Source organism: Polynucleobacter sp. 78F-HAINBA (assembly GCF_018882325.1).
Taxonomy (GTDB): domain Bacteria; phylum Pseudomonadota; class Gammaproteobacteria; order Burkholderiales; family Burkholderiaceae; genus Polynucleobacter.
Window position 1 is genome coordinate 130,242 of the sequence record NZ_JACVOQ010000001.1, and the last position, 25,903, is coordinate 156,144.

Genomic DNA, 25,903 nt, shown 5'->3' on the forward strand with positions numbered 1-25,903 from the left:
TTCATATATCGCAGTTGATATAAAGAATGGAATCCATATGAATCTTCACCAATTTCGTTTTGTTCGTGAGGCCGTAAGACAGAACTTCAATCTGACTACTGCTGCCAAGGCCCTCTTTACCTCTCAGCCTGGAGTCTCCAAGGCCATCATTGAGCTGGAAGATGAGTTGGGCGTGGAAATATTCCGACGCCACGGTAAACGCATTCGCTCGCTCACCGAGCCAGGTAAACGCATTCTCGCCTCGATTGAGCGCATTCTGGATGAAGTAGAAACTTTAAGACGAGTTGGTAAAGACTTTGCCAGTCAAGATCAAGGCAACTTTGTGATTGCAACCACTCATACGCAGGCACGTTACGCGTTACCAAAGGTGCTTACTGAATTTACTAAACGCTTTCCAAAGGTTCGAGTGAGCATTCAACAGGGAAGTCCGGGTCAAATTGCAGAGTTGTTGATTCATGATCGTGCAGATATTGCAATTGCAACTGAAGGTATTGCCAATACCCCTGGTGTACTGGCACTTCCAGGCTACCAATGGCAACACGTTGTCATGGTGCCGCTAAGCCACCCCCTTCTGAATCAATCAACAATCACCTTAGAAGAGATTGCAAAGTACCCACTCATCACCTACGACAAAGCGTTTGCGGGTCGTAGCAAAATTGACGCTGCATTTGCACAACGCAATCTAAGCCCCGATATTATTTTGGAGGCAATCGATGCAGACGTGATTAAGACTTACGTTGAAACTGGAATGGGCGTGGGTATTGTGGCTGGATTGGCATACGATGCAGATCGAGATCGCAATCTACGAGTTATTCCAGTTGGGCACTTGTTTGGTAACAACGTAACGCATTTAGGTGTTAAGCAGGGAGCCTACTTACGCTCTTTTGTGTATACCTTCATCGAACTATTCTCGCCAACGCTTACCAAGAAAATTGTTGAGCAAGCCATGAATAGCGAGTCAGAAACTTACGAGATTTAAAGAGTTGAAATAGCGTTACGGGAGAGTTTTCTCGCAATAACTATCCAATAAAAAACCCGCCGTAGCGGGTTTCTTTTTAAGTTAGTCGATTACTTACAAACCAACTGTATATGTAGCCATTACAGTCGTTGTAGAGACAGCCTGGAATGGCTCTTGACGATAGATGCCAGTTACCCCTAAACGGTGATTCTTTTCAACATCATAGTAAGCACCAATAGATGCTGTTGGACGAGTCTTCACTGGATTAGGATTGAAATTTACTGGCGCCAAAGTACCGATAGATGCATTACTAGCGTTATAGGAACCATTAGCAGTGTTGGTATCGGTCTCCACTCCAGCGCTCGCAAACAAAGTTGTTTGCGGAATACCCCTGTACTTCAACTCCGCACCAGCCAGAGCTGTCGTTGCATTGGTATTTAACTGCCCATAACTCAAGGGGGCTGTAACCGAAGTAGAGCTGGCCTCAGTGTAGCCACCAAGATTATTTTGGGTATAACGAACGCCGACGTAAGGAGATGCGACTAATTGATCGGCAACGCCAAATCCATACCTTGCAATTACCTGAGCGCCTTGGCTAGTGAGGTTTGATCCACCAATGCCTGCTTCAGATGTGCCAACCACTTGACGAGTCACAGTAGTACTTTTTTGACCATAGGCAGCTGAAACTTTTACTTCAGCACCAACCCCGTCAGGACGCTCGCTCCACACACCAAATATACCGAGCATTGGAGTGTTATTGCCTAACTGAACTGTTCCTGGGCCACTTATGGACAAGTTCTGGTCTGCATAAGCGCCAACGCGAGAATTATTAGCATCCAAACGATATGAAGCAATCAACAAGCCACTTGTGTTGTTTATACCTTGGGCTTGTACCGTTGTATTGCGGCCACCAGCAGAGACGCACACTCCATACTTATCAAAGACTGGGCAGTCATAAGTAAAGCTATTCACCATCACAGAGTTTTGCAATGTAACCGTACCCTGAAGAACGGCAGCAGTGTTCACTAGAGATTGCTGAGTGTCGGCGACGGAGGGGCCGAAAATTCCAAAATAGGTCAAGAGCATAGCTGAACCATCTTCAGCGGTATACGTAAAATACCAAGATCCCCTTGAAGTGGTGCCGCTTACCGGGAAGTAATTAAAGTCACCGGCAGTTGAAGTTGTTTGACCGTACAACAAACCTCCCCCAACGGGCTGACCAATTAACTGCCTAGTCAAATTTAATGGGGATGGAGACCAAATCGTAAAGTCCCCCCCCGTTATTCGCAAGGGACAGCGTTTGATTTCCAATGCCAGCACCGTTAATGGTCATAGTGAAGGCTGTAACCCCAATAGCTGAAGTCGGAGGACTCGTACTATTCGCGGTTGTTAGATATGCTAATCCAGCTGGATTAAAGGTGATGGAACCAACAGCAGTTGCAGTATTACCAAAGCTAGCGCCCGACCATTCCAATCGAAATGTCGAATCGGCATAAGCTTGGATAGAGCTAAACAATATCGCCGAGGTAAAAACATTGAAAAATGTTTTCCTAAGGTTGAACGAATTCATGGGGATCTTATTGGTTGGATGGGCTATTAGCCATATGGCTAACTCGAGATTCTCCCTGAATCATCACAAATTAACTAACAATTTGAATATTTAAAACAAAAAAACAACGGCTCAGCAATTGAAGAGCGGCTTTTCTAGGCCAGCGAGTAGGCGAAAGAACAAGCTCGGTGGGTATGCGCGCGCAAGCTTATTCAAGCAGGCTTGTCAGCCGTGATCTGAAAAGGGGGATCTCAAGAACTAAAGAAAAGTACTTGGTGCCCCGGGGCGGACTTGAACCGCCACGCCTTGCGGCACCGGATTTTGAGTCCGGCACGTCTACCAATTCCATCACCGGGGCAGGTGTTTGCAGTGGAAAAACTGCATTGAAGCTTACTAAGAGGTGAGAGTGTAACAAAAAAGTTGTAGCACCCCCATTCTTGGTCTCAGAAGCCCTTAAAATGAGGTCTTCAAGCCACATTACTCAAAAGGACTTACCCGTATGGCCGGCCATTCGAAATGGGCCAATATTCAGCACCGCAAAGGACGTCAAGACGAAAAGCGCGGCAAGATTTGGACCAAACTCATAAAAGAAATCACGGTTGCAGCTAAATTAGGCGGCGGCGATATTGCTACGAACCCGCGTTTACGCCTAGCAATCGATAAGGCTAAAGATGCCAATATGCCCAATGACAACGTGCAGCGTGCAATTCAGCGCGGCACAGGCTCACTCGAGGGTGTTAACTATGAAGAGATTCGTTATGAAGGTTATGGCCTCAATGGAGCTGCCATCATCGTTGATTGCTTAACCGACAACCGCACACGTACCGTTGCTGAAGTGCGCCATGCATTTAATAAAAATGGTGGCAATATGGGTGCCGAGGGATCAGTTGCTTTTATGTTTAAGCACTGCGGTCAGATGTTGTTTGCCCCAGGCACTAATGAAGATCAACTCATGGAGATCGCACTCGATGCCGGCGCAGAAGATGTCATCACCCATGATGATGGATCACTTGAGGTGCTCACGCCAGTGCCTGACTTTTCTAAAGTGCAAGACGCGCTCACCCAGGCAGGCTTAAAAGCAGAACTTGCCACAGTGACAATGCGCCCAGAAACCGAAACCGAGTTCGAGGGTGAACAAGCCGAGAGCATGCAAAAACTTTTGGATGCACTTGAAAACTTAGATGATGTTCAAGAAGTATTTACGAATGCATCCTTGTAAGTCATCGAATTTATAAATCCCATTCATTAACCTATTTCTTAGCTCGTCATGAAAATTCTTTTAGTTGGATCCGGTGGTCGTGAACATGCATTGGCATGGAAGCTGGCTCAATCTCCACAAGTGCAAACCGTATATGTGGCACCAGGAAATGGCGGCACCGCCACAGCAAAACAAGCTGCTGCGGGAATTGAAAATCTTCCCATTTCTGGTCTTCAAGAGTTAGCGGACTTTGCCAAGCGTGAAAAAATTCATCTCACAGTAGTGGGTCCTGAAGCTCCATTAGCCGCAGGCATCGTAGATGTATTTCGCAACAATGGTTTGCGCATCTTCGGACCAACTCAGCTAGCGGCTCAATTGGAGTCCTCAAAGGATTTCTCTAAAGCGTTTATGAAACGCCACGGCATCCCAACGGCGGAGTACCAAACTTTCTCAAACGCATTAGAGGCACATGCTTACATTGATGCCAAAGGTGCGCCGATCGTCATTAAAGCGGATGGTCTAGCTGCTGGCAAAGGTGTAGTTGTAGCCATGGATTTAGCAGAAGCGCATGCAGCTGTCGACATGATGCTTGCCGATAACAAACTCGGTAATGCAGGTGCACGCGTTGTTATTGAAGAATTTTTAACCGGTGAAGAAGCTAGTTTTATTGTGCTCGTGGATGGCAAACATGTTTTAGCTTTAGCTACCAGCCAAGATCACAAGCGTTTACTCGATGCTGATCAAGGCCCTAATACTGGCGGCATGGGTGCTTACTCCCCCGCCCCGGTTGTCACACCAGAAATTCATGCGCGCGCTTTACGCGAAGTCATCATGCCTACCGTGAAGGGCATGGAGGCTGATGGCATTCCTTACACTGGCTTCCTCTATGCAGGTCTTATGATTTCTCCAGACGGCAAGATTAAAACTTTGGAATTTAACTGCCGTATGGGTGACCCAGAAACACAACCCATCATGGCGCGACTACGCAGTGATTTAGTCAATGCACTCGATCATGCGGTAGATGGCACACTCAATGAAGTGGAATTGGATTGGGATCGTCGCACCGCTTTAGGTGTTGTGCTCGCAGCACACAACTATCCAGACACTCCGCGTAATGGCGATGTCATTACTGGCATACCAGCTGACACTGAAGATCAATTGACCTTTCATGCTGGCACTAAGCTGCAAGATGGCAAGCTTGTCACCTCGGGTGGTCGCGTGATGTGTGTAGTAGGCCTATCAGATACTGTTCGTGGTGCACAACAAAAAGCATACGACGCTATCTCTCAGATCCAGTTTGATGGCATGCAATATCGCAAAGATATTGGCTATCGCGCAGTCAAATAATTAAGCAAACTCTTATCACCCCATACGAAGAAATTTTCATCCTTGTCATCTGCCGAACATACTCAAATTGATCTTGCAGCCCTAAAGAATTACTTTTTAGGCCTGCAAGATCGCATCACCACTGCAATGAGTGCACTTGATAGCAAAGCCTTTATGGTGGACGCCTGGGAAAAGCCAGAGGATAGTAAGTTAAAGGGTTATGGACGTACCTGCATTTTGGATGGCGGAAATATTTTAGAAAAAGGTGGCGTGGGCTTCTCGCATGTCCGCGGCGATCAAATGCCGCCTTCAGCATCCCACCATCGCCCAGAAGTTGCAGGGCGCAGCTTTGAAGCAATGGGCGTTTCTTTGGTGTTTCACCCAAACAATCCTAAGGTACCAACTACCCATATGAATGTGCGCTGCTTTATTGCACAAGCCCCCTATAAAGAGCCGGTCTGGTGGTTTGGTGGTGGTTTTGATCTCACGCCCTATTACGGCGTTGATGAAGATTGCAAACACTTTCATCAAACAGCAAAAGATGCTTTAGATCCATTTGGTGAGGATCTGTATCCACGCTTTAAAAAATGGTGTGATGAATATTTTTACCTAAAGCATCGTGAAGAACCCCGTGGTATTGGTGGTGTCTTTTTTGATGACTTCAATGGCCTTGGTTTTGAGCAAAGCTTTGCGATGACACGCGCTGTTGGTGATGCATTTATTGATGCTTACTTACCGATTGTGGAGCGTCGCTATAAAGACAGCTTCACTGCTGAAGAAAAAGCATTTCAAGAATATCGTCGTGGTCGCTATGTGGAATACAACTTGATATTCGACCGTGGCACCATTTTTGGCTTGCACTCAGGTGGACGCACTGAATCCATTCTGATGTCCATGCCACCGGTAGTTCAGTGGTGGTACAACTGGCAACCAAAACCCGGTACGCCAGAAGCCAAGCTCTACGACCACTACCTTAAGCCGCGTGACTGGCTAGCCTAACTTGAGCTCAGTACATTTGGACGCTCCAAAAAGAATTGGCATCTTAGGCGGTACTTTTGACCCGCCGCATCTTGGTCACCTAAAGCTGGCCACACATTTTGCAAAGGTCCTGCATCTTGATGCCTTACTGCTAATCCCTAGTGGTGAGCCTTGGCAAAAAGATGCTGGCATCACTCCCGCAGAAATCCGCTTACAACTTACTGAAGCTGCGGGTATTGATCTAGCGAGAGCATTTCTCTATTTACAAATCCCCACTCAAATTGGCGTTGATCGCATCGAAATTGATCGTGCAGGTCCGAGCTATGCAATCGACACTGCAAAAGCCTTGAGGGAGCGCTTTGGGCCTGATATCAACCTAACTTGGTTAATGGGAGCGGACTCCCTTCTTAATCTCCCCTCCTGGAACTCCTGGGATCAATTACTAGGCTTTGTGAATTTCGCAGTAGCTAGCAGGCCCCACCATAAGATTTCTGCGGATATGAGCCCTGAAATTGAGGCTTTATTGGCAAATCATCAATGTATGGACCCAGACACCCTTGAAAAAAGCCGATTTGGCCGCATCTACCTAGATAACAGTCTTTCAGTAGACCTTTCATCAACCGAGTTGCGAAATCAGCTTAAAAGCACTTCTCGTAGCGCCATTGCCTCCGAGCACATTCCGTCTCACGCCTTAGAAATCATCACAAATCTAGGTCTGTATAAGTAATCAGGCTAAGATCACCCCTATATACAAAAATCTGAGAAAAATATTAAAGAAACTATGGACTTAACTAAATTACAACGCGTAGTGATCGATGCCCTGGAAGATGTCAAAGCGCAAGATATTCGTGTTTATGACACTACTAAGCTCAGTGAGCTTTTTGATCGCGTGATCATTGCCACCGGCACCTCCAATCGCCAGACCAGATCTTTGGCCATGTCAGTTAAAGAGGCCGTCAATGCTAAAGGCGGCGAAGTCATCTCAGTCGAAGGTTTGGAGACTGGTGAGTGGGTGCTCGTCGATTGTGGCGATATCGTGGTTCACATTTTGCAACCTGCATTGCGTGCGTACTATCAACTTGAAGGTATGTGGGGCGCAAAGCCGGTTCGCGTCAAATTGGCAGCCGACAAAGGTCTTGTGAAAGCAAGCGAACCTGACGACGAAGAGTAATGCTTTAGCAATGCGCTTAACGATTGTTTCTGTTGGTCACAAAATGCCAGAATGGGTTGCAACTGCAACCCATGATTACATTAAGCGCATGCCCGCTGATTGCTGTATTGAAATCAAAGAGATTAAACCCGATCTCACTCCAGCAAAAGAAGCTATAAAAATTGCAGCTGCCATTCCGAAAGGCTCTCGAGTCATTGCGCTGGATGAGCGTGGCAAAGATCAAACTACACAAAATTTAGCTACGCAGTTAGCAAACTGGCGTCAAGAAGGTTTTGACATCACTTTTTTAATTGGTGGTGCCGATGGACTTGATGCCAGCCTCAAAGAAGGTGCACAAGCTATGTGGCGCCTCTCAAGCCTAACCTTGCCCCATGCTATGGCAAGAGTTTTGTTGGTCGAACAACTCTATCGAGCCTGGACCATTTTGCAAGGCCATCCTTATCACCGCGAGTAAGTCATTGATGTTTTCTTATATTTACCTTGCCTCACAAAGTCCACGACGCCAAGAACTACTAAAACAAATTGGCATCCAGTTTGAGATGCTGATTGCGGCACCAGGTGAAGATACAGAGACCCTTGAGGCGCCCCTCCCCAATGAAAAAGCCCGTCAATATGTTGAGCGGGTCACCTTTGCCAAAAGCGCCATTGCATTAGCAAGATGGCAAAACAGCGGCAAATCTTGGGCACCCATTCTGTGCGCAGATACTACCGTTAGCTTGCCTGGCAATCCTGCCGGCGAGATCCTTGGAAAACCCAGTGATGCCGCCGATGCAGTACGTATTCTCAAAATGCTCAGCGGTAAGGTACATGAGGTACTTACTGCAGTTGTTCTCACGATCGACCCCAAAACCAACCCCCTTTGTTTGGTGCAAGTATCCGAAGTGGAATTTGCCCACTTATCTGAAGCGCAAATTGATAGCTACATTCAGAGTGGTGAGCCTTTTGGTAAGGCTGGGGCATATGGTATTCAGGGTCTTGGAGGGGCTTTTATTCCCTCAGTTAAGGGTAGCTATAGCGGTATCATGGGTTTACCTATTTTCGAAGTTAACCAATTATTGGATTTCGCTAAAGTTGCCCGCATATGAATGAAGAAATTCTGATCAACATTACACCCCAAGAAACACGGGTGGCATTAATTCAGCAAGGCGCCGTTCAAGAACTACAGATTGAGCGCACGCGTCAACGAGGCATCGTCGGCAACATCTATTTGGCTAAAGTAGTGCGCGTACTACCTGGTATGCAATCTGCCTTCATTGAGATCGGCTTAGAGCGCACTGCATTTATGCACGTTGCCGATATCACCCAAAACAATCCTCAAGCTCAAATTGAAAAGTTGCTCTTTGAGGGGCAAAATGTTTTAGTCCAAGTTCTTAAGGATCCTCTTGGAACTAAAGGTGCCCGCCTTACAACCCAACTCAGTATTGCTGGCCGAAACTTGGTATATCTACCCCCAGCTGGTACTGATGCAGCCACCGAGAAATATATTGGTGTATCCCAAAGAATTGATCAACCCGAGGAACGCGAAGCAATTAAGGCGCGCCTTGCCGGACTCATGCCTGCCGATGAAAAAGGTGGAATCATTGTGCGTACCAGCGCACAAGACGCCAGTGATACTGAGCTTGAGCACGACATGCATTACCTACGCACCACCTGGGAGAAAATCCGAGAGGCAGTGAACCACAAGGCTGCCCCTAGTTTGCTTTACCAAGATCTCAGCTTAGCTGAACGGGTATTACGCGACGTTGCTGGTGAAGAAACTACCCAAATCCGAGTTGACTCCGCGGAGAACTTTGAAAAGCTCAAAGGTTTCGCTACGCTCTACATGCCCAATCTCCTGGATAAGCTCACACTACATCGTGGCGAGCGCGCCCTATTTGATTTATTTGATGTTGATGCTGAAATCAATAAAGCCTTAGGCAGAAGAGTTGACCTCAAATCGGGCGGCTATCTGATGATCGATCAAACAGAGTCAATGACTACGATTGATGTCAACACTGGAAGTTACGTGGGCGCACGCAATCTCGATGACACTGTTTTTAAAACCAATCTTGAGGCTGCTCAGGCCATTGCTCGCCAACTCCGTTTACGTAATCTTGGCGGCATCATCATCATTGACTTTATTGATATGCTGAGCAAAGACCATCAAGAATCCGTTTTGCACGAACTCAATCGCAATTTAGAACGTGATCATGCTCGAACCTCAGTGAGTGACTTTTCCTCATTGGGCTTGGTGGAGATGACGCGCAAACGTACTCGAGAATCCCTCGCCCACATTACTTGCGAGCCTTGCGCTACCTGCCAGGGCAAAGGCGAAGTCAAAACAGCGCAGACTATTTGTTATGAGATTTTGCGGGAAATTGTGCGAGAGCATCGCCAATTTAATCCCCGTGAATTTAGAATTGTTGCTGCACCCGATGTAATCGACCTCTTCCTTGAAGAAGAAAATCAATTTTTAGCGCAATTAGGCGACTTTATCGCCAAACCTATCAAACTCCAAGCAGAAGGTAGCTTCCGCCAAGAGCAATACGATATTGTTCTCAGTTAATCACTGATTAAGCATTTGAAAACTGAATGCGATGCAAGTTGGCATACATGCCATCCTTAACGATTAACTCTTCATGCGAGCCATTCTCAATCACATGACCATGCTCGAGTACCACAATCCGGTCCGCATGCTCAATGGTAGACAAGCGGTGCGCAATAACCAAAGTAGTTCGTCCAGCCATCAGGCGCTCCAAGGCATCTTGTACTTGACGCTCAGACTCGGAATCCAGGGCTGAAGTTGCCTCATCCAAGATCAGGATGGGCGCATCTTTATAAATCGCTCTTGCAATGGCTAAACGCTGGCGTTGACCACCGGATAAGCGATTGCCGTTATCTCCAATTTGCGTATCAACACCTTCAGGCATTTCTTTCATGAGCGCGGATAAGTTTGCCGCCTCAAGCGCCTCCATCACGCGCCCACGGTCAATGCCTTCTGGACCCACAGCACCATAGGCTACGTTTGCTGCAATGCTGTCATTAAACAAAATAACATCCTGGCTTACAAAAGCAATTTGCTTGCGTACATCAGCCAAGACAATATCCTCAAGAGGAATATCGTCTAAGAAAATTTGTCCGCTAGTGGGCTTAAAGAAACGCGGCAATAAATTGACCAGCGTAGATTTACCACCGCCAGATGGGCCGACAAAAGCCACTACCTCACCAGACTTAATGTTTAAATTTACACCAGTGAGCGCATCTTTACGCCCAGCTTCTTGCTGATAAGAAAAACCAACATCTTCAAATCGAATTCCACCCTTAGCTTTGCCTAAGGACTTCATATTCTCTTTGCGAGATTCATCCTCTTCAAAAGGCTGGTCCATGAGCGAGAAAATCATCTCTGCAGCAGTTAAGCCGCGCTGTAATGGCTGATTAATATCGGCCAAATGTTTAATCGGCGAAATCACCAACATCATGGCGGTAATAAAAGAGGCAAAGCCACCCACTGTAGTGCCTTCAGAAGCTGACTGCATCAAGGCAATCACCAAGACGATCGACAGCGCCATAGAGGCGATCAGTTGCGTGATGGGCTGATTCAAACCCCCAGCCACTGCTGACTTCAGTGCAAACTGACGTAAGCGCTCTGCCTTATTCATAAAGCGTCGCATCTCATATTCTTCTGCGCCATGTACTTTCACGATCTTGTATCCAGCAGCAGATTCCTCAACGATATAGGCCAACTCACTGGTCAGGGTCTGCTGCTCGCGATTTAAAGTTCGCAGACGCCTGTTAATCTTGCTCATAATGAAGGCGATGATAGGGAAGATCACCAGCACCACTAAAGTCAGTTGCCAATTTAAATAAATAAGGTAGCCAATTAAACCAACTACAGTGAGCGAATCTCGCACCAAACTAATCAACATGCCACCCATGATGGAGAGAACGTTGTTCACCTCAAAAACAACTGCATTAATTAAACTTGATGCGGAGTTCTTTTGGAAAAAAGTAGTTGAGGCATTTAATAGCGTTTGAAACATCTGCTCACGTAATTTAAGCAGTACCGAATTAATGACGCGAGTGAGTAAATAATTTGATAGGAACTGAGCCAAGCTACGGACAAGCGCTAAACCCACCAAGAAAACCGGTACCTGCCAGAGCTTGCTATTCATCTGCCCAGTAAAACCCCGATCCAATAGTGGTTTCATCAAGGCTGGAATGGAGGTTTCTGCGCCGGCAACTAGCGCCATAGCCAATAAAGAGCCAATAATTAAGCCAATATGGGGCTTGAGGTACTGGATTAAGCGATTTAGGGCGGTACGGTCTTGAGCATTCATATAATGAATTATGCCCACCTTATCCGTCATACTCATCACTCGCAATGAAGAGGCCAATTTGGCCGATTGTTTGGCCTCCCTGGAGGGGATTGCCCAGCAAATCGTGGTGGTCGATACCAACAGCACCGATAGCACCCTAGAAATCGCTAATAACCATGGTGCAGTCATTAGCCAACCGGTGGATTGGCCTGGATTTGGACCTCAAAAGAATCGCGCTCTGGACCTGGCCACTGGTGAGTGGATTCTCTCCCTAGATGCCGATGAGCGCCTTACCCCTGCCCTCAGAAGTGAAATTCTGACGGCAATCCATCATTCGGCTCATGTCGACTGTTTTGCGATTCCGCGCCTCTCCTGGTATTGCGGACGCTTTATTCGCCATTCTGGCTGGAGCCCTGACTATGTAGATCGATTATTCAAGCGCGGCACTGCCCGCTTCTCTGATGATCTCGTTCATGAGCGCTTAATCCCAAATGGTCAAGTAGCGAAGCTAGAAAATCCCATGCTGCACTTCAGTTTTATGAACTACTCACAAGTGCTGCAGAAACTTGACCGATATTCAACAGCATCAGCAGAGCAGGCATTTTCTAAAGGGAAAAAGAGTAGCCCCTTAAAAGCAGTACTTCATGGCATTTGGGCCTTTATTCGCACCTATTTCATTCGCCTTGGTTTCTTGGACGGCCCCCAAGGCTTTGCCTTGGCAATCTCCAATGGGCAAGGTACCTACTATCGCTACATGAAGTTATGGCAATTGCATCAAGAAGCTTCGAATCATCCACATCACAGCAAATGATCTCTGTACTGTTAGCGACCTACAACTGGCCGCAAGCTCTCAAACTATGTCTTGAGTCGCTCAGCACTCAAACTGATTTAGATTTTGAAATCATCATTGCTGATGACGGCTCTACCTCAGATACCAAAGAAGTGATTGCCGCCACTCAGGTTGATTTCCCAGTAAAAATCACGCATCTCTGGCAAGAGGATCAGGGCTTTCGTAAGACGCGCATTCTCAATCAAGCTATAGAAGCATCTGTTGGTGAGTATTTGATATTTCTAGATGGCGACTGCGTTGTTCAGCCAGACTTTATCGCTCAACATCGAAGACTATCCCAAGCTAATCATCTGGTAACTGGTAGTCGCGTCCTGCTTAGCGATGAGCTCAGCAAACAATTGCTCTCATGGTCACACTGGGATTTCAAGAAGTTTGCTGGTAACTTATTCAACTATCGCCTCTCTGGCAGCATCAATAAGTATTGGCCTCTCAAGTTGAAGTTAGGGGATGGCGCTTGGCGCGACTATAAGAAATTTGTCTGGCGGCGCATTAAAGGCTGCAATATGGCCTGTTGGAAGGCGGATGCTTTGGCTATTGGCGGCTTCGATGAAACCATGACAGGCTGGGGTCATGAAGATGCTGATTTTGTTTTTAGATTACAAAATAAGGGTGTGATTCGTAAATCTGGATCCTGGTCCACCGAAGTACTCCATCTCTATCATCGCATTAACGATCAATCCAATGCGGCAGAAAATGCGCGGCGCGTCCGTGAAAAAATTCTGGCTAAAGCTCAGTAGGATTGAGTTACATTAGCCCTATGACCGCGTTCTCAGCACTAAAGCCGAAAAAAGTTTTATTCATTGCGACTCGCCAGATTGGAGATGTCCTTGTCACTACACCGCTAATTTCACAAGCGCGTGAACTATGGCCTGATGCGGAATTCCACTTCTTGGGTTATCGCGGCAAGCTCGACATGCTCAAAGGCAATCCTGATATTGCCCAGATAATCGAAACTTCAGACCGCCCCAAACTCAAAGAATATCTTTCCTTATTTTTTAAACTCTTTCAACGTTACGACTTAGCAGTAGTCACGCAACCCAGTGATCGCGCCTATTTCTATGGTTTAGTAGCAGCTCATCAACGCGTAGGTGTATTAGGTGGCCACCCTCAAGGGCTCACAGAGCAAGATAAAGCAAAGAAAAGTAAAAGTGATCAGCAAAACGCCTGGAAAAAGGCCATCAGCTTACATACAGTTGATGTGGATTATTTTGTACAACATGTCATCACCGAAAAGCTTCGCCTACTCGAGATCTTTTATCAGAATCCACTGGGATTATTTAAAAAACCAGTCTCAGTAACAGCTCCCGCTGGCGATCCCATTACCCCAAGCATTGCCGCTCAACTTCACTCCCCCTATGTGGTGGTTCATCCCGGCCCTTTAACAGCTTACAAGCGCTGGCCGCTCGCTTATTGGCAATCTTTGCTGACGTGGATTACAGAACAAGGTTGGCAAGTTGTATTGAGCGCATCCCCCGCCAAGCAAGATCTACAACTCAATAAAGATATTCTTTCATTGCTAGATGAAGAAACACGAAGCCAGGTTGTTGACACTGCAGGTCTACTCACCATCCCTCAAGCGGGCACACTAATTCGTGGAGCGATAGCCTATGTTGGAGTCGATACCTCGATCACCCATCTTGCGGCAGCATGTAACACGCCTACCATTGCCTTATTTGGCCCAACGCCCCCCACCAACTTTGGCCCATGGCCAAATGGCTTTATTGGCACACAACCCTATCAATTGAGAGCTCTTTCGCAGACGGTTGGCAATGTCACGATTTTGCAAGGGCCTGGTGAGTGCGTCCCCTGCCGCAAAGCAGGTTGTGAAGATCGCGCGACTAGCAATAGCGAATGCTTGGATCACTTAGAGCCAAATCAAGTGATTGCAGCGCTTCAAGCTGCTACAAATAAATAAAGCACTCTGGGTAGTTTTGCTGCTGCTGATTTAGTGGTACTGAACCTGAACGGTACTGGATTGCTTGGCGACCAAAATTTGATTCAAGCCATGCAAGCAAGCATCATCAGGATAGATTCGCAACTCCTCGGGGAATTGCATTAGACAAGCTCCACCACTCGTAGTGACTGCAGCTGTCAGCATTAAACCTTTAAGGCCCTCGCTAGTGCTTGGCATAGAGGCTGCTGCAGGCCCCAACTTGGGATCCCGCACACGATTACTCATTAAGTAAGGTCCAATTTGGCTACGTAAGGACTTGAGATCAATCGCTGAATCGATAGATAGATGCACATTACGCGCAAAACGCATACGAGCACCCGTTATATCCATCACGGCTTCTGACACGATCCGCACCCCTCCAGAAAACTTGTCAGGCGTAACGTTAACTTTCGCTACTAGCAACTCATCCTCTTTGAGCCAAGAACGATTCGGTTCATACACCTCGCTATAGAGAGTCACCTCAATTGCAGCAGTTCCATCATCAATGGTTGCAATCATCATGCGGCCGCGCTGACCAGTCAGCATACGGGCAGAAGTAATGATGCCGGCGATCAACTGATCTTTGCCCTCGGTCACCTTAGATAGTGGCTGGCGAATAAAATGCGCAGTCTCATTACGGTAGGCATCGAACATATGTCCTGTAAGGCAAAGGCCTAAAGAGCTTTTCTCATCCTGCAGGCGCTTCTTCTCAGACCAGACTGGTTCGCGCACTAACTCAGGTAAATGGCGATCTTCTTCGCCTGCTACCTCAAACAAACTCACTTGGTTGATTGAAGCTTCTGCTTGTTCGGCCGCCTCGATTGCCCGCGCTAAAGAAGCTAATAAAGTAGATCGAATATCGTAAGGATTACCACCGGCAGGAATGGAGTCTTTATACAAGCTATCAAAAGCACCTGCACGCATCAATGCCTCAATCGCGCGACGATTCACCTGCCTACGATCGACACGGGCACAGAAATCAAATAGATCTTTAAACGGACCGCCCGACTCACGTGCCTTCACAATTACTTCAATTGCAGCCTCACCAGTGCCTCTCACTGCGCCCAAGCCATAACGAATATGACTGATTGGAGAATCCGGAGCTGCGTCTGGGGCACGTAATGGCGTAAATACATAAACGCCAGTATTGATATCAGGTGAGAACACGCGAATATTATTGACCAAACAATCGTCATACAGAATCTTCACCTTATCGGTGTCATCCATTGCGAGCGATAAGTTGGCCGCCATAAATTCAGCAGGGTAGTACGCTTTTAACCAAGCAGTTTGATATGCCAAGAGCGCATAAGCAGCAGCATGAGACTTATTAAATCCATAGCCTGCAAAACGCTCCATCAAGTCATAAATCTCGTTGGCTTTGCCTTCGGTAATACCACCTGCTTTTGCACCGTCACTAAAAATCTTACGATGCTGCGCCATCTCTTCAGGCTTCTTCTTGCCCATCGCGCGACGCAACATATCCGCGCCGCCAAGTGAGTAGCCGCCGATCATCTGGGCCATCTGCATCACCTGCTCTTGATAGACCATGATGCCGTAGGTTTCTTGCAGAACGGGTTCGATACGTGGATCTGGATACTCTACTTTTTGACGCCCATGCTTACGCTCAATAAAGTCTGGGATCAAATCCATTGGACCTGGGCGGTAAAGCGCGACGAGCGCAATAATATCTTCAAAGCGGTCAGGCTTAGCCTCACGAAGCATGCCTTGCATGCCGCGACTTTCTAGCTGAAAAACGGCAACAGTATTTGCATTCTTTAAAACTTCAAAAGCCTTTTGATCATCGAGTGGAATTTCGCCAATATTCCAGTCTTTGCGATCGGCATGTAATGTCTTAATCCATTTTTCAGCAGCCGCCAAAATCGTCAGCGTTGTTAGGCCCAAGAAGTCAAACTTCACCAGACCAATAGCCTCTACGTCATCTTTGTCAAACTGACTAATAACAGAACCACTCTCTTGATCTTTGGAGTCTTTTGCTTCTTGCGTGTAGAGCGGGCAAAAATCCGTTAAGCGGCCAGGAGCGATTAATACGCCGCCCGCATGCATACCAACGTTGCGAGTCATACCCTCTAACTGCTGAGCAAGAGATAAAAGCTGGCGTACTTCATCCTCATTCTTTTCGCGCTCACCTAATTGCTTCTCTTCCTTCTTTGCCATTTCAATCGTCATGTACTGACCTGGCTTATTCGGAATCAACTTAGCAATACCATCAACGAAGTTATAGCCTTGCTCCAGCACACGACCAACATCACGAATAGCCGCTCTAGCAGCCATGGTTCCAAAGGTAGCGATCTGACTGACCGCATCTTTTCCGTACTTATCCTTTACGTACTGAATAACGCGATCGCGCCCATGCTGACAGAAGTCAATATCGAAGTCGGGCATCGATACCCGCTCAGGATTTAAGAAGCGCTCAAAGAGCAAGTTGTAGCGCAATGGATCTAGGTCAGTAATACCAAGTGAGTAAGCAACCAAAGAACCAGCCCCAGATCCACGGCCAGGACCCACTGGTACGCCATTGTTTTTTGCCCAGTTGATAAAGTCCGCAACGATCAGGAAGTAGCCCGGGAAGCCCATTTGAGCAATGGTCTTCACCTCAAAGACTAGACGCTCGTGATAGCGGGCTTCTTCCTTGGCGCGATCTCCTGGATCGGGGAAGTTGCGCTCCATATGGCGCTTCAAGCCAACCTCCGATTGCTGCAACAAATAATCGTCGAGCGTAATACCAGGTGGTGTTGGGAAATCCGGTAAGCGTGGCTGACCCAAGGTTAAGGAAAGATTGCATCGCTTGGCAACCTCTACTGAATTTGCAAGTGCAACAGGTAGATCTGCAAAGCGCTTTTCCATCTCCTCTTGAGATAAGAAATATTGCTCTTCATTAAATTTTTTGGTGCGACGGGGATTACCTAAGAGCTCACCCTCAGCAATACACACACGCGCCTCATGCGCTGTGAAATCACTGCGTTGCATAAACTGCACAGGATGTGTGGCAACGATTGGTAAATCCAATTCACTTGCTAGGTGGCAAGCCAGCTGAAGCTGCTTTTCATCCTGAGGATGACCGCCACGCTGCACCTCAATATAAAAAGCGTTTGGAAATAATGTTGCCCAGCGTTTAGCGGCATCTTTAGCTTGATCCTCTTGACCAGCCAACAGTGCGGCACCAACATCACCCCAACGTCCGCTCGAGAGCGCAATTAATCCATACGCCAAGGTTCTTTTTGCCGCTTTATCTTCAGCCTTAGATGCGGGCTCACTAAACCATTTAGGATCCACTTCAGCGCGACCACGCGTCTGATTTTCTAGGGAGGCCTTACTCAGCAGCTGACATAGATTGAGATAACCAGAGTGGTTTTGAACTAAGAGCAATAAACGGTAGGGCTGATCCGGGTCCTGAGGATTGCTCACCCAAACATCCGCGCCCGCAATTGGCTTAATTCCGCCAGAACGTGCGGCGCTATAAAAACGAACTAAACCAAATAAATTACTTAAATCAGTGAGCGCTAAGGCGCCCATCCCGTCTTTTTCAGCTGCAGCAACCGCATCGTCAATGCGAACGACACCATCCGTAATTGAAAACTCGGAATGGACGCGCAGATGAACAAAACGGGGTGAAGCCATGAGATCATTTTAGCTGTGCCTAACCTTAAAAACCCCTCACCCCCAGCCGACGGCTATCGCGGGCGATTTGCCCCCTCGCCTACTGGCCCGCTTCATGCGGGATCGCTAGTTGCGGCCCTGGGAAGCTGGCTAGATGCCCGACAAAATCAAGGGGAATGGCTGCTCAGAATCGAAGATTTAGATACCCCTCGCTGCATTCCGGGGGCGGATCAAGAAATCCTGCGCCAATTGATTGCCTGCGGCCTCAGCTGGGACGAGGAGCCAACCTGGCAATCCAAGCGTCAAGAGCGCTATAAAAGGGCTCTAGAGCGCTTAAATAGGCTCCAAATCGTCTATCCCTGCACCTGCTCCCGGCAAAGCATTGCAAACACCCTAGAGGCTCGTGGAGTCATTACCCCGCGCAATCAAGAGATGGTCTACCCTGGAACCTGCCGCCCCCAAGAAATCCCCACATACAACGATGAAAGCGTCCTCCTGGATGGGGTGGCTTGGAGACTCGCCCTTCCCCCAGGCCTCAGCCTTCATTTTGAAGATCTAGCTCTAGGCAAACAAAGCCAGGATCTCAATCGAGAAGTGGGAGATTTTGTACTGCGCCGTCGAGATGGCGTATTCACCTATCAACTGGCGGTAGTGGTGGATGATGCCGAGCAAGGAATAACGCACATTGTGCGTGGTGCAGATTTACTTAATAACACGGCAAGACAAATCCATCTTCAAGATGTTTTGGGATATTCAACGCCAAACTATTTACACCTGCCCCTGGTGCTGGATGAGCATGGTGAAAAGCTTAGCAAGCAAACTTTAGCGAGTGGTATTCAAACTGAGAATGCACAACAGGCTTTACAGGAGTTACGTAAAGCTGCAGGACATTTAGGATTGAGAGATCTTCCGGATGGAAAAGATACTTCGATTGCTGAGTGGCTTTTAGCAGCCACCCAGGCTTGGAATAGAAAAATTATTTCTTCTTAAAGCCGCCGAGCAAAGCACCAACAGCTGGCCTTGCAGGCGTGATACCGACTTTTTTCTCTTCAGGATTGGTAGTTTCTGAAGATGGCTTAGTTGCAGCGCTAGGCTCATACGGCTTATAGAAAAATGGATCTGACATTTTGGCTGGCGCATCTGATCTTGATAAGCTTCTGCTTGGCGCAGAACTAGGACTTCCTTCAGGTAGCGGCTGAATATCCAGCTTTCGTTTCATCAACTTTTCAATATCGTCGAGCAAACGTTTTTCACTGGCATCGACCAATGCAATCGCATCACCTTTGCTGCCCGCACGACCTGTACGCCCAATGCGGTGAATAAAGTCTTCTGCATTAAATGGTAGCTCGTGATTAATTACGCAAGGCATCGAAGGAATATCCAAACCACGTGCAGCTACGTCTGTTGCAACCAGAGCCTCAATCGCGCCAGACTTGAATGCGTCCAGCGTTAAAGTGCGTTCACCTTGACTCTTGTCGCCATGAATCGCACCCGCTTTAATACCATCGCGCTCTAATGAGCGAGCCAATCGAGCACAACCCAAACGGCTATTAGTAAAGATGATGCACTGACGGGACAAACCTTGACGTGTCCGCGCTTCAAGCACTTTCACAATCGCACGTTGCTTGTCCGCACTAGACACCATATGCACCACTTGCTTGACGGTATCTGCTGCAGCATTCTGACGAGCCACTTCAACTGTGACCGGTGTACGCAAATAACTTTGCGCTAATTTTTTAATCTCTGGAGAAAACGTTGCCGAGAACAAAAGTGTTTGGCGCTGCGCTGGAATCAAATCAATGATGCGTTGCAAGTCAGGCAAGAAGCCCATATCGAGCATGCGATCTGCTTCGTCCAGAACCAGAATTTCTACTTGAGAGAGATTGGCTACTTTGGAGCCAATATGGTCAAGCAAGCGACCCGGAGTGGCAATCAAAATTTCTACGCCACCACGCAGTGTGGCGACTTGCTCTTTCATATCCACGCCACCATAAACCACGGCAGCGCGTAAATCAGTGTGCTTGGAATAGCTCGCTGCATTCTCAGCAACTTGAACAGCTAACTCACGTGTCGGTGTCAACACCAAGGCGCGAATAGGATGACGAGCAGGCGATGCGCTACTACTCGCGTGACGCAGAATCTTTTGAATGATCGGCAACACAAAAGCAGCCGTCTTACCAGTACCCGTTTGAGCCGCGCCCATCAAATCGCTTCCCGCCAAAACGTGCGGAATAGATTGCGCTTGAATCGGAGTTGGGGTGTTGTAACCCTGCTCAGATACCGCTTTTTGAATCTTTGGATCTAATCCAAAGTCAGCAAAGGTAATTGTTGCTGGGGTGGCGCTACTCTCAGTAGCGCCGGTAGGGGAATTTATTTCAGGAACAGTATTTGTCAAGGTAACTTACAGAATGGCTGCAATGCCGGCCTTCGCGGTTTCGGCATCCTCAGTCGATTTAACGCCGGAAACGCCGACTGCGCCGATGGTAAACCCATTTACCTCGATATTGACGCCACCTTCCAACATGCCCGAAATATGTGGGGCAGATAAAAAGGAGATACGTCCGTTATTAATAATTTCTTCGTATACGCGGCTCTCACGTTTACCCATTGCAGCAGTACGCGCTTTTTCTTGAGCGATGTAAGCAGAGACAGGAGCGCAACCATCGCGACGAGTTAAACCCAAAACGTGTCCGCCATCATCACAAACGGCGATAGTCACTGCCCAGTTATTTGCTGCAGCATGCTTGTCTGCTGCATCCAAAATCTTTTGAACATCAGCCTGGGTTAAATACGGTTTAGTTGCCAACATGATTAATCTCTCTGTCTCTAATGCTATTGATATATATGGTGAATTATAGGTTGAGTCTGCCGACCAAGCCTTACTTTAGGTACTCTTGGGCCGCAACTACACCGCTGGCCTTGGGTTTGTAGCCAATAGAGCTAAAACTCATCTCTACGCCACTTAATGCAGCCATTAGGCTCAATTCATTGCAATCGCCAAGGTGGCCGATACGGAAAATCTTGCCTTTGAGCTTGCCCAAGCCAGTTCCGAGCGAAAGATTGAACTTTTCCAGAGCATGCTTACGTAGTACATCCGCATCCATTCCCTCCGGAACCACAATCGCTGTTAATACTGGTGAATACGCATTTGGATCCAAACACTGGTTCTCGAGACCCCAAGCCGCAACCGCGCGACGACAAGCTTCAGCCAAGCGTTGATGGCGAGCAAAAATCGTATCCAAGCCCTCGGTCTGCATCATGTCGATGGCTTCATGCAAACCGTACATCAAATTGGTGCTTGGCGTAGTCGGCCAGTAGCCCGTTTTATTCGATTCTAAAATTTCATCCCAAGCTAAGTAGGCCTTTGGAATTGTGCTGTGCTTACTTGCTTCAATCGCTTTTGGTGACAATGCATTGAAGCCAATTCCTGGAGGCAACATCAAACCTTTTTGTGAACCAGAAACGGTTACGTCAGCACCCCATTTGTCATGCTCATAGTCCGCTGAACCCAATCCAGATACGCTATCCACAAGTAATAGCGCTGGATGTTTTGCATCATCAATCGCCTTGCGAACCGCAGCAATATTGGATGTCATGCCAGTAGAGGTTTCGTTATGAACTACGCAAACCGCTTTGATTTCATGCTGAGTATCTTTGCGTAAGCGCTCTTCAATCACGGATGCATCAACACCCCAGCGCCAAGTATCCGCACCTGCTTTACCTACTACCTCAACTTCAATGCCAATCTTTTTGGCTAGAGCGCGCCACAAGTTTGCGAAGTGACCGGTTTCATAAAAGAGCACCTTATCGCCAGGGTTGAGGACATTAACTAAAGCGCCCTCCCAAGAACCAGTGCCAGAAGCGGAATAAATAATCACAGGCTGTTCGGTCTTAAAAATCTTCTTGATGCCATCCAAAACCTTGAGACCAAATGCACCAAATTCAGGGCCGCGGTGATCAATCGTTTGATAGCTAATTGCCCGCAGAATGCGTGAAGGCACTGGGCTTGGACCAGGAATGTGTAAGAAATGACGTCCTGAGAGGTGGTTATCTAGTTTTAGCATGCTGAGTCTCGCTTGGTTTTTGTAGTTAATCTTGCAAACCAGTGTAAGGTACTTTTTGGCAATTTACAATTTTGTATGCAAAATATTTATCAAATAAGTAAAAAATAAGGCTTTTATAGCGTTATTTATGCTTATTGATGGGTTATAGTAAATATGTATACAAATTTAAGGCATTTCAAATGATGCTCACAGTACCCCCAAATACACAAAACTTGCACGAAGCAACCTTCCAAAAGCTCCGATCCTTATTGGTGGAAGGTGCAATCACCCCCGGTAGCAAACTGAATGAACGCGAGCTAGCAGAGCAACTCAATGTATCGCGCACCCCTATTCGGGAGGCGATTCGTCGCTTGGCTGCCGATGGGCTGGTTGAACTGATCGCCAATCGCGGTGCGATCGCAGTTCAATTGACGCGGGACGACATCATCCATACCTTTGATGTGATTGCAAATTTAGAGGGCTACTCTGGTGAGCTAGCGGCACAAAACATTAGCGATCAAGCACTCATTGAACTTGAAGCACTTCAATACGAAATGATGGCCTCGTACGCGCGTAGAGATCTTTCTAGCTACTACCGACTCAATCTCAAGATTCATCAAGCAATTAATCACGCAGCGAACAACCCCTTCTTAAGTCAACTATTTACTCAGGTTAACGCGCGCATCGAGGCGCTCCGCTTTCGCTCCAATCAAGATGGCGTGAAGTGGGAGAAAGCCGTAGGTGAGCATCAAGAAATGTTGGATGCATTAAAGGCGCGCGATAGCGTTCGTATGCGCAAAGTCATGATGCAGCATGTCATGAATAAGCGTGATGTGGTTATTCAATTAGTTGACTCAGAATCTAACGAGAAGGTTGCAGCATGAACAAGCCACTGGATTTGCCCTTACCGGAATTCGTTGCCAATAAGGCAGAGCTAGCCAAGCGCCTGAAACAAGAAACCACCGGCGAAGTCATGACGGACATGGCCAGTCGTGGACGTTATGCAACCGATGCATCCATCTATCAAGCCATGCCTGTTGCGGTCTTCGTACCGAAGACCGCTGAAGATATTGCGACCGCTATCCAAATTGCAGCCGATCTAGGTGTCCCAGTTTTGCCGCGTGGCGGAGGCACCAGTCAGTGTGGCCAGACCACTGGTACAGCACTCGTTATTGATAACACCAAATACTTTCGCAAACTCTTGCATGCGGATCCAGAAAAAGCGACGGCAGTCGTTGAGCCTGGCATTGTTTTAGATCACCTCAACGCTGCTCTCAAGCCGCACGGCCTCTGGTATCCCGTAGACGTCTCTACCGCAGGACAGGCAACGATTGGCGGCATGGCGGGCAATAACTCTTGCGGCAGCCGCTCGATTGCTTACGGCAATATGGTGCACAACGTTTTAGGAATTGATGCCTGGTTAGCAAATGGGCAGGTCGCTAGCTTCGGCAATTACGCACATAGTTCTGGCGCTGCAAAACAACTTGGTGACTTTGTAAAAGGTCTAGCCAATACACTCCAGCCTGAAATTGAAGCGCACTTTCCTAAAGTATTGCGACGTGTTGCTGGATACAACCTCGATGTATTTCATCCGCAAAGCGAGCGCCCTTACACACAGGATGGCAGTGTCAACCTAGCGCACCTCTTAGTAGGCAGCGAAGGCACCTTAGCCTATTTCAAATCGCTTGAACTGAAACTAGCACCCCTACCGCAACACAAGGTGCTTGGCGTAGTGAATTTTGCAAGCTTCTTTAAAGCAATGGATAGTGCGCAACATATCGTTAAATTGGGGCCTACGGCTGTTGAGTTGGTAGACCGCACCATGATTGACTTGGCGCGTCACAACCCAAGTTTCAAGAAAACTATTGAGACGGCACTGATTGATGCTAACGCCCAAACACCTGAAGCCATCTTATTAGTAGAGTTCTCGGGAGAAGCGCATGCGCCCTTGCTCGAGAAACTAAAGTCTTTGCAAAGCCTCATGGGTGACTTAGGACTTCCGGGTTCAGTAGTTGCGATGCCTGATGCCGGCTTGCAAAAGAATTTATGGGAAGTTCGTAAGGCTGGTCTGAACATCATGATGAGCCTCAAGGGCGATGGCAAACCAGTTAGCTTCATTGAGGACTGTGCAGTCCCATTAGAAAGTCTTGCTGAATACACCCAAGCACTGACAGATGTATTTTCTAAATATGGTTCACGCGGTACTTGGTATGCACATGCTTCAGTGGGCACCCTTCACGTTCGCCCGATCTTAGATATGCGTCGTGATGGCGCACAAAAGATGCGTGCAGTCGCAGAAGAAGCATCAGCACTTGTTCGCAAATACAAAGGCGCCTATAGCGGTGAGCACGGCGATGGACTCTGCCGTGGCGAATGGATCTCTTGGCAGTTTGGCCCCAAGATTACTGAAGCTCTCGCAGAAATCAAGCATGCATTTGATCCAAACGGATTATTTAATCCCGGCAAGATCATTAATCCCCCCAAAATGGATGACGCGAGCAACTTCCGCTTTCCACCAAACTACAAAGTCATTCCACTACAACCGGCTTTAGATTGGTCTGCGTGGAATGTTCAGAATAATCCAGTCACAGAAGAAACAAGTGCGCCTGGCACTGGTGGCGACCCTGCGATGGGCTTAGCTAAAGCAGTCGAGATGTGTAATAACAATGGCCACTGCCGCAAGTTCGACGCTGAAGTGATGTGTCCAAGCTATCGCGTTACACGTGATGAAAAACACCTCACTCGTGGTCGCGCCAACACACTGCGTCTCGCACTCTCCAATCAGCTAGATGTCAAGGATGAAAGCTCGCCTCTCGGAAGCGATGCCATTAAAGAGGTAATGGAACTCTGTGTTAGCTGCAAAGCCTGTCGTCGTGAATGCCCAACCGGCGTAGATATGGCCAAGATGAAAATTGAGTTTTTGTCAGCCTATAAGAAGCGAACTGGTCATACGCTGCGCGATTTAGCGGTGGCCTACCTACCTAAATATGCGCCAATTATTAGCAGCATTCCTGGACTCCCCGCCCTACTTAATCTTCGCAACCACATTGCGCCGATTGCTAAATTACAAGAGTGGGTCATGGGTATTTCTGCACAAAGAAGTTTGCCAACGTGGAAAGCAAAAACATTCTGGAGCGACAAGGGTGCCAATGCGCCTTATCAATTTACGCCGGCGGAGCTTAGCCACGCTGATACGAATGGTAATAAAGGGGTTGTGCTGTTAGCTGACACCTTCAACGCTTACTTTGAAGATGAAAACTTACAAGCCGCATTAGCTGTTCTAAAGGCTGCTGGATATCGCGTACATATTCCACAGAAGCGCTTGGATAAGCAAAACTCAGAAGTAAGCTCAACACCAAATACCTGTTCTAAAGAATTCTGCTGTGGTCGCACCTATTTAGCTGCCGGCATGGTCGATAAGGCTAAAGCTAGCTTGGATGAATTGGTTAACCATCTTGCCCCATTTGCTGAACAAGGCGTCCCGATTATTGGTCTCGAGCCTTCCTGTCTCTTTACCTTGAAGGATGAAGCATTGGTGATGGGTTTTGGTGAACGCGCAGTAACGGTAAGCAAGCATGTACAACTCTTAGAAGAATTCTTAGCTGGCGAAGCAAAGAGTGAAAAGCTCCAACTGCAATTAAAACCTGCTTCGCGCCCTGTGTTATTTCATGGGCATTGCCATCAAAAATCATTTGCTGCCGTTACACCAGCAATGGAACTCTTAAAGTTAATTCCCAACGCGGAGCCCAAGCTCATTGAGTCTTCTTGTTGCGGTATGGCGGGTAGCTTTGGCTATGAAGCTGAACATATTGAAGTGTCAAAGCAAATGGCAGAAGCCAGCCTATTGCCAGCAATACGGAAAGCGCCAGATAGTTGGGTCGTTGCAGATGGGACAAGCTGTCGCCACCAAATTACTGATGGCACACAAAGAGACGCCGTACACATTGCCAAAATTTTGGCAGCCCATCTCTAAACCAAATTATT

The 25,903-nt window shown here is 47.6% G+C and carries 20 protein-coding genes, 1 tRNA gene and 1 pseudogene; 15 read left to right on the forward strand and 7 right to left on the reverse strand.

The features are described 5' to 3' along the window. Positions 1–37: 37 nt before the first annotated feature. The gene (locus tag ICN11_RS00610) at positions 38–979 is read left to right on the forward strand and encodes a CysB family HTH-type transcriptional regulator (RefSeq protein ID WP_216228679.1); all 942 of its coding nucleotides are present in this window, start codon (positions 38–40) and stop codon (positions 977–979) included. 93 nt (positions 980–1,072) lie between these two features. On the opposite strand, the gene ICN11_RS00615 is transcribed toward ICN11_RS00610, so the two are convergent. After that, positions 1,073–2,158 (reverse strand): autotransporter outer membrane beta-barrel domain-containing protein, encoded by a 1,086-nt coding sequence (locus tag ICN11_RS00615; protein ID WP_216228680.1) that lies wholly within the window; start codon positions 2,156–2,158, stop codon positions 1,073–1,075. A gap of 622 nt (positions 2,159–2,780) precedes the next feature. After that, positions 2,781–2,865: transfer RNA gene (locus ICN11_RS00620), tRNA-Leu, on the reverse strand. Between the two features lie 141 nt (positions 2,866–3,006). On the opposite strand from ICN11_RS00620, the gene ICN11_RS00625 reads away from it, so the two are divergent. The 8 genes and pseudogenes from ICN11_RS00625 to rng all read left to right on the forward strand — a co-directional run bounded on the left by ICN11_RS00625 (position 3,007) and on the right by rng (position 9,725). Next, positions 3,007–3,726 (forward strand): YebC/PmpR family DNA-binding transcriptional regulator, encoded by a 720-nt coding sequence (locus ICN11_RS00625; RefSeq protein WP_216228681.1) that lies wholly within the window; start codon positions 3,007–3,009, stop codon positions 3,724–3,726. Positions 3,727–3,774: 48 nt separating this feature from the next. Then, positions 3,775–5,052: a phosphoribosylamine--glycine ligase gene (gene purD, locus ICN11_RS00630; protein WP_216228682.1), complete on the forward strand. Its 1,278-nt coding sequence runs from the start codon at positions 3,775–3,777 to the stop codon at positions 5,050–5,052. 66 nt (positions 5,053–5,118) lie between these two features. Then, positions 5,119–6,030 carry an oxygen-dependent coproporphyrinogen oxidase gene (gene hemF, locus ICN11_RS00635; protein ID WP_216228909.1) on the forward strand — a complete coding sequence of 304 codons (912 nt, stop codon included), beginning with the start codon at positions 5,119–5,121 and terminating at the stop codon, positions 6,028–6,030. Position 6,031: 1 nt separating this feature from the next. Continuing rightward, entirely contained in the window at positions 6,032–6,736 is a 705-nt protein-coding gene (locus ICN11_RS00640; RefSeq protein WP_255539835.1) for an adenylyltransferase/cytidyltransferase family protein, read from the forward strand. A gap of 54 nt (positions 6,737–6,790) precedes the next feature. After that, positions 6,791–7,177, forward strand: a pseudogene (gene rsfS / locus ICN11_RS00645) (ribosome silencing factor); the annotation flags it as partial. Between the two features lie 13 nt (positions 7,178–7,190). Continuing rightward, entirely contained in the window at positions 7,191–7,634 is a 444-nt protein-coding gene (gene rlmH / locus ICN11_RS00650; protein WP_216228683.1) for a 23S rRNA (pseudouridine(1915)-N(3))-methyltransferase RlmH, read from the forward strand. Between the two features lie 7 nt (positions 7,635–7,641). Next, complete coding sequence (locus ICN11_RS00655; protein WP_216228684.1) at positions 7,642–8,265, forward strand: nucleoside triphosphate pyrophosphatase; 624 nt, start codon at positions 7,642–7,644, stop codon at positions 8,263–8,265. After that, positions 8,262–9,725 carry a ribonuclease G gene (gene rng, locus ICN11_RS00660; protein ID WP_216228685.1) on the forward strand — a complete coding sequence of 488 codons (1,464 nt, stop codon included), beginning with the start codon at positions 8,262–8,264 and terminating at the stop codon, positions 9,723–9,725. The genes ICN11_RS00655 and rng overlap by 4 nt, the downstream gene beginning before the upstream one ends. Before the next feature lie 7 nt (positions 9,726–9,732). Here rng and msbA read toward each other — a convergent pair whose 3' ends face one another. Beyond that, positions 9,733–11,496, reverse strand: coding sequence for a lipid A export permease/ATP-binding protein MsbA (gene msbA / locus ICN11_RS00665; protein WP_216228686.1), 1,764 nt, complete (start codon positions 11,494–11,496; stop codon positions 9,733–9,735). Between the two features lie 10 nt (positions 11,497–11,506). Between msbA and ICN11_RS00670 the strand changes: the two genes are divergently transcribed. The 3 genes from ICN11_RS00670 to ICN11_RS00680 are packed head-to-tail and all read left to right on the forward strand — an operon-like array spanning position 11,507 to position 14,240. After that, positions 11,507–12,286 carry a glycosyltransferase family 2 protein gene (locus tag ICN11_RS00670; RefSeq protein WP_216228687.1) on the forward strand — a complete coding sequence of 260 codons (780 nt, stop codon included), beginning with the start codon at positions 11,507–11,509 and terminating at the stop codon, positions 12,284–12,286. Next, entirely contained in the window at positions 12,238–13,062 is an 825-nt protein-coding gene (locus ICN11_RS00675) for a glycosyltransferase family 2 protein (RefSeq protein ID WP_255539836.1), read from the forward strand. The genes ICN11_RS00670 and ICN11_RS00675 overlap by 49 nt, the downstream gene beginning before the upstream one ends. 20 nt (positions 13,063–13,082) lie before the next feature. Continuing rightward, the gene (locus ICN11_RS00680; protein ID WP_216228688.1) at positions 13,083–14,240 is read left to right on the forward strand and encodes a glycosyltransferase family 9 protein; all 1,158 of its coding nucleotides are present in this window, start codon (positions 13,083–13,085) and stop codon (positions 14,238–14,240) included. A 30-nt stretch (positions 14,241–14,270) separates the two neighbouring features. On the opposite strand, the gene dnaE is transcribed toward ICN11_RS00680, so the two are convergent. Then, positions 14,271–17,897, reverse strand: a complete 3,627-nt coding sequence (gene dnaE / locus ICN11_RS00685) for a DNA polymerase III subunit alpha (protein ID WP_216228689.1) — start codon at positions 17,895–17,897, stop codon at positions 14,271–14,273. Positions 17,898–17,912: 15 nt separating this feature from the next. On the opposite strand from dnaE, the gene gluQRS reads away from it, so the two are divergent. After that, entirely contained in the window at positions 17,913–18,866 is a 954-nt protein-coding gene (gene gluQRS / locus ICN11_RS00690; protein WP_370623580.1) for a tRNA glutamyl-Q(34) synthetase GluQRS, read from the forward strand. Here gluQRS and ICN11_RS00695 read toward each other — a convergent pair. The 3 genes from ICN11_RS00695 to ICN11_RS00705 form a co-directional block, all read right to left on the reverse strand. Beyond that, positions 18,853–20,271, reverse strand: a complete 1,419-nt coding sequence (locus ICN11_RS00695; protein ID WP_216228690.1) for a DEAD/DEAH box helicase — start codon at positions 20,269–20,271, stop codon at positions 18,853–18,855. The genes gluQRS and ICN11_RS00695 overlap by 14 nt on opposite strands. A 6-nt stretch (positions 20,272–20,277) precedes the next feature. Next, positions 20,278–20,682: a heme-binding protein gene (locus tag ICN11_RS00700; RefSeq protein ID WP_216179580.1), complete on the reverse strand. Its 405-nt coding sequence runs from the start codon at positions 20,680–20,682 to the stop codon at positions 20,278–20,280. Positions 20,683–20,755: 73 nt separating this feature from the next. Next, a complete protein-coding gene (locus ICN11_RS00705; protein WP_216228691.1) occupies positions 20,756–21,940 on the reverse strand; it encodes an alanine--glyoxylate aminotransferase family protein in 1,185 nt (394 codons plus the stop codon). A gap of 179 nt (positions 21,941–22,119) precedes the next feature. Between ICN11_RS00705 and ICN11_RS00710 the strand changes: the two genes are divergently transcribed. Together ICN11_RS00710 and ICN11_RS00715 are read left to right on the forward strand one after the other, a co-directional pair. Beyond that, positions 22,120–22,803, forward strand: coding sequence for a GntR family transcriptional regulator (locus tag ICN11_RS00710; protein WP_255539837.1), 684 nt, complete (start codon positions 22,120–22,122; stop codon positions 22,801–22,803). Beyond that, positions 22,800–25,892 carry an FAD-binding and (Fe-S)-binding domain-containing protein gene (locus tag ICN11_RS00715; protein ID WP_216228692.1) on the forward strand — a complete coding sequence of 1,031 codons (3,093 nt, stop codon included), beginning with the start codon at positions 22,800–22,802 and terminating at the stop codon, positions 25,890–25,892. Before ICN11_RS00710 ends, ICN11_RS00715 begins: the two co-directional genes overlap by 4 nt. Positions 25,893–25,903 lie beyond the last annotated feature (11 nt).

Bases quoted from the DNA above. Each gene is read 5' to 3' on its own strand.
- ICN11_RS00705 (WP_216228691.1), bottom strand. From the start codon at position 21,940: ATGCTAAAACTAGATAACCACCTCTCAGGACGTCATTTCTTACACATT.
- ICN11_RS00610 (WP_216228679.1), top strand. From the start codon at position 38: ATGAATCTTCACCAATTTCGTTTTGTTCGTGAGGCCGTAAGACAGAAC.
- rlmH (WP_216228683.1), top strand. From the start codon at position 7,191: ATGCGCTTAACGATTGTTTCTGTTGGTCACAAAATGCCAGAATGGGTT.
- msbA (WP_216228686.1), bottom strand. From the start codon at position 11,496: ATGAATGCTCAAGACCGTACCGCCCTAAATCGCTTAATCCAGTACCTC.
- ICN11_RS00670 (WP_216228687.1), top strand. From the start codon at position 11,507: ATGCCCACCTTATCCGTCATACTCATCACTCGCAATGAAGAGGCCAAT.
- ICN11_RS00625 (WP_216228681.1), top strand. From the start codon at position 3,007: ATGGCCGGCCATTCGAAATGGGCCAATATTCAGCACCGCAAAGGACGT.
- ICN11_RS00655 (WP_216228684.1), top strand. From the start codon at position 7,642: ATGTTTTCTTATATTTACCTTGCCTCACAAAGTCCACGACGCCAAGAA.
- ICN11_RS00680 (WP_216228688.1), top strand. From the start codon at position 13,083: ATGACCGCGTTCTCAGCACTAAAGCCGAAAAAAGTTTTATTCATTGCG.
- rng (WP_216228685.1), top strand. From the start codon at position 8,262: ATGAATGAAGAAATTCTGATCAACATTACACCCCAAGAAACACGGGTG.
- dnaE (WP_216228689.1), bottom strand. From the start codon at position 17,897: ATGGCTTCACCCCGTTTTGTTCATCTGCGCGTCCATTCCGAGTTTTCA.
- ICN11_RS00710 (WP_255539837.1), top strand. From the start codon at position 22,120: ATGATGCTCACAGTACCCCCAAATACACAAAACTTGCACGAAGCAACC.
- ICN11_RS00675 (WP_255539836.1), top strand. From the start codon at position 12,238: ATGGCAATTGCATCAAGAAGCTTCGAATCATCCACATCACAGCAAATG.
- ICN11_RS00715 (WP_216228692.1), top strand. From the start codon at position 22,800: ATGAACAAGCCACTGGATTTGCCCTTACCGGAATTCGTTGCCAATAAG.
- purD (WP_216228682.1), top strand. From the start codon at position 3,775: ATGAAAATTCTTTTAGTTGGATCCGGTGGTCGTGAACATGCATTGGCA.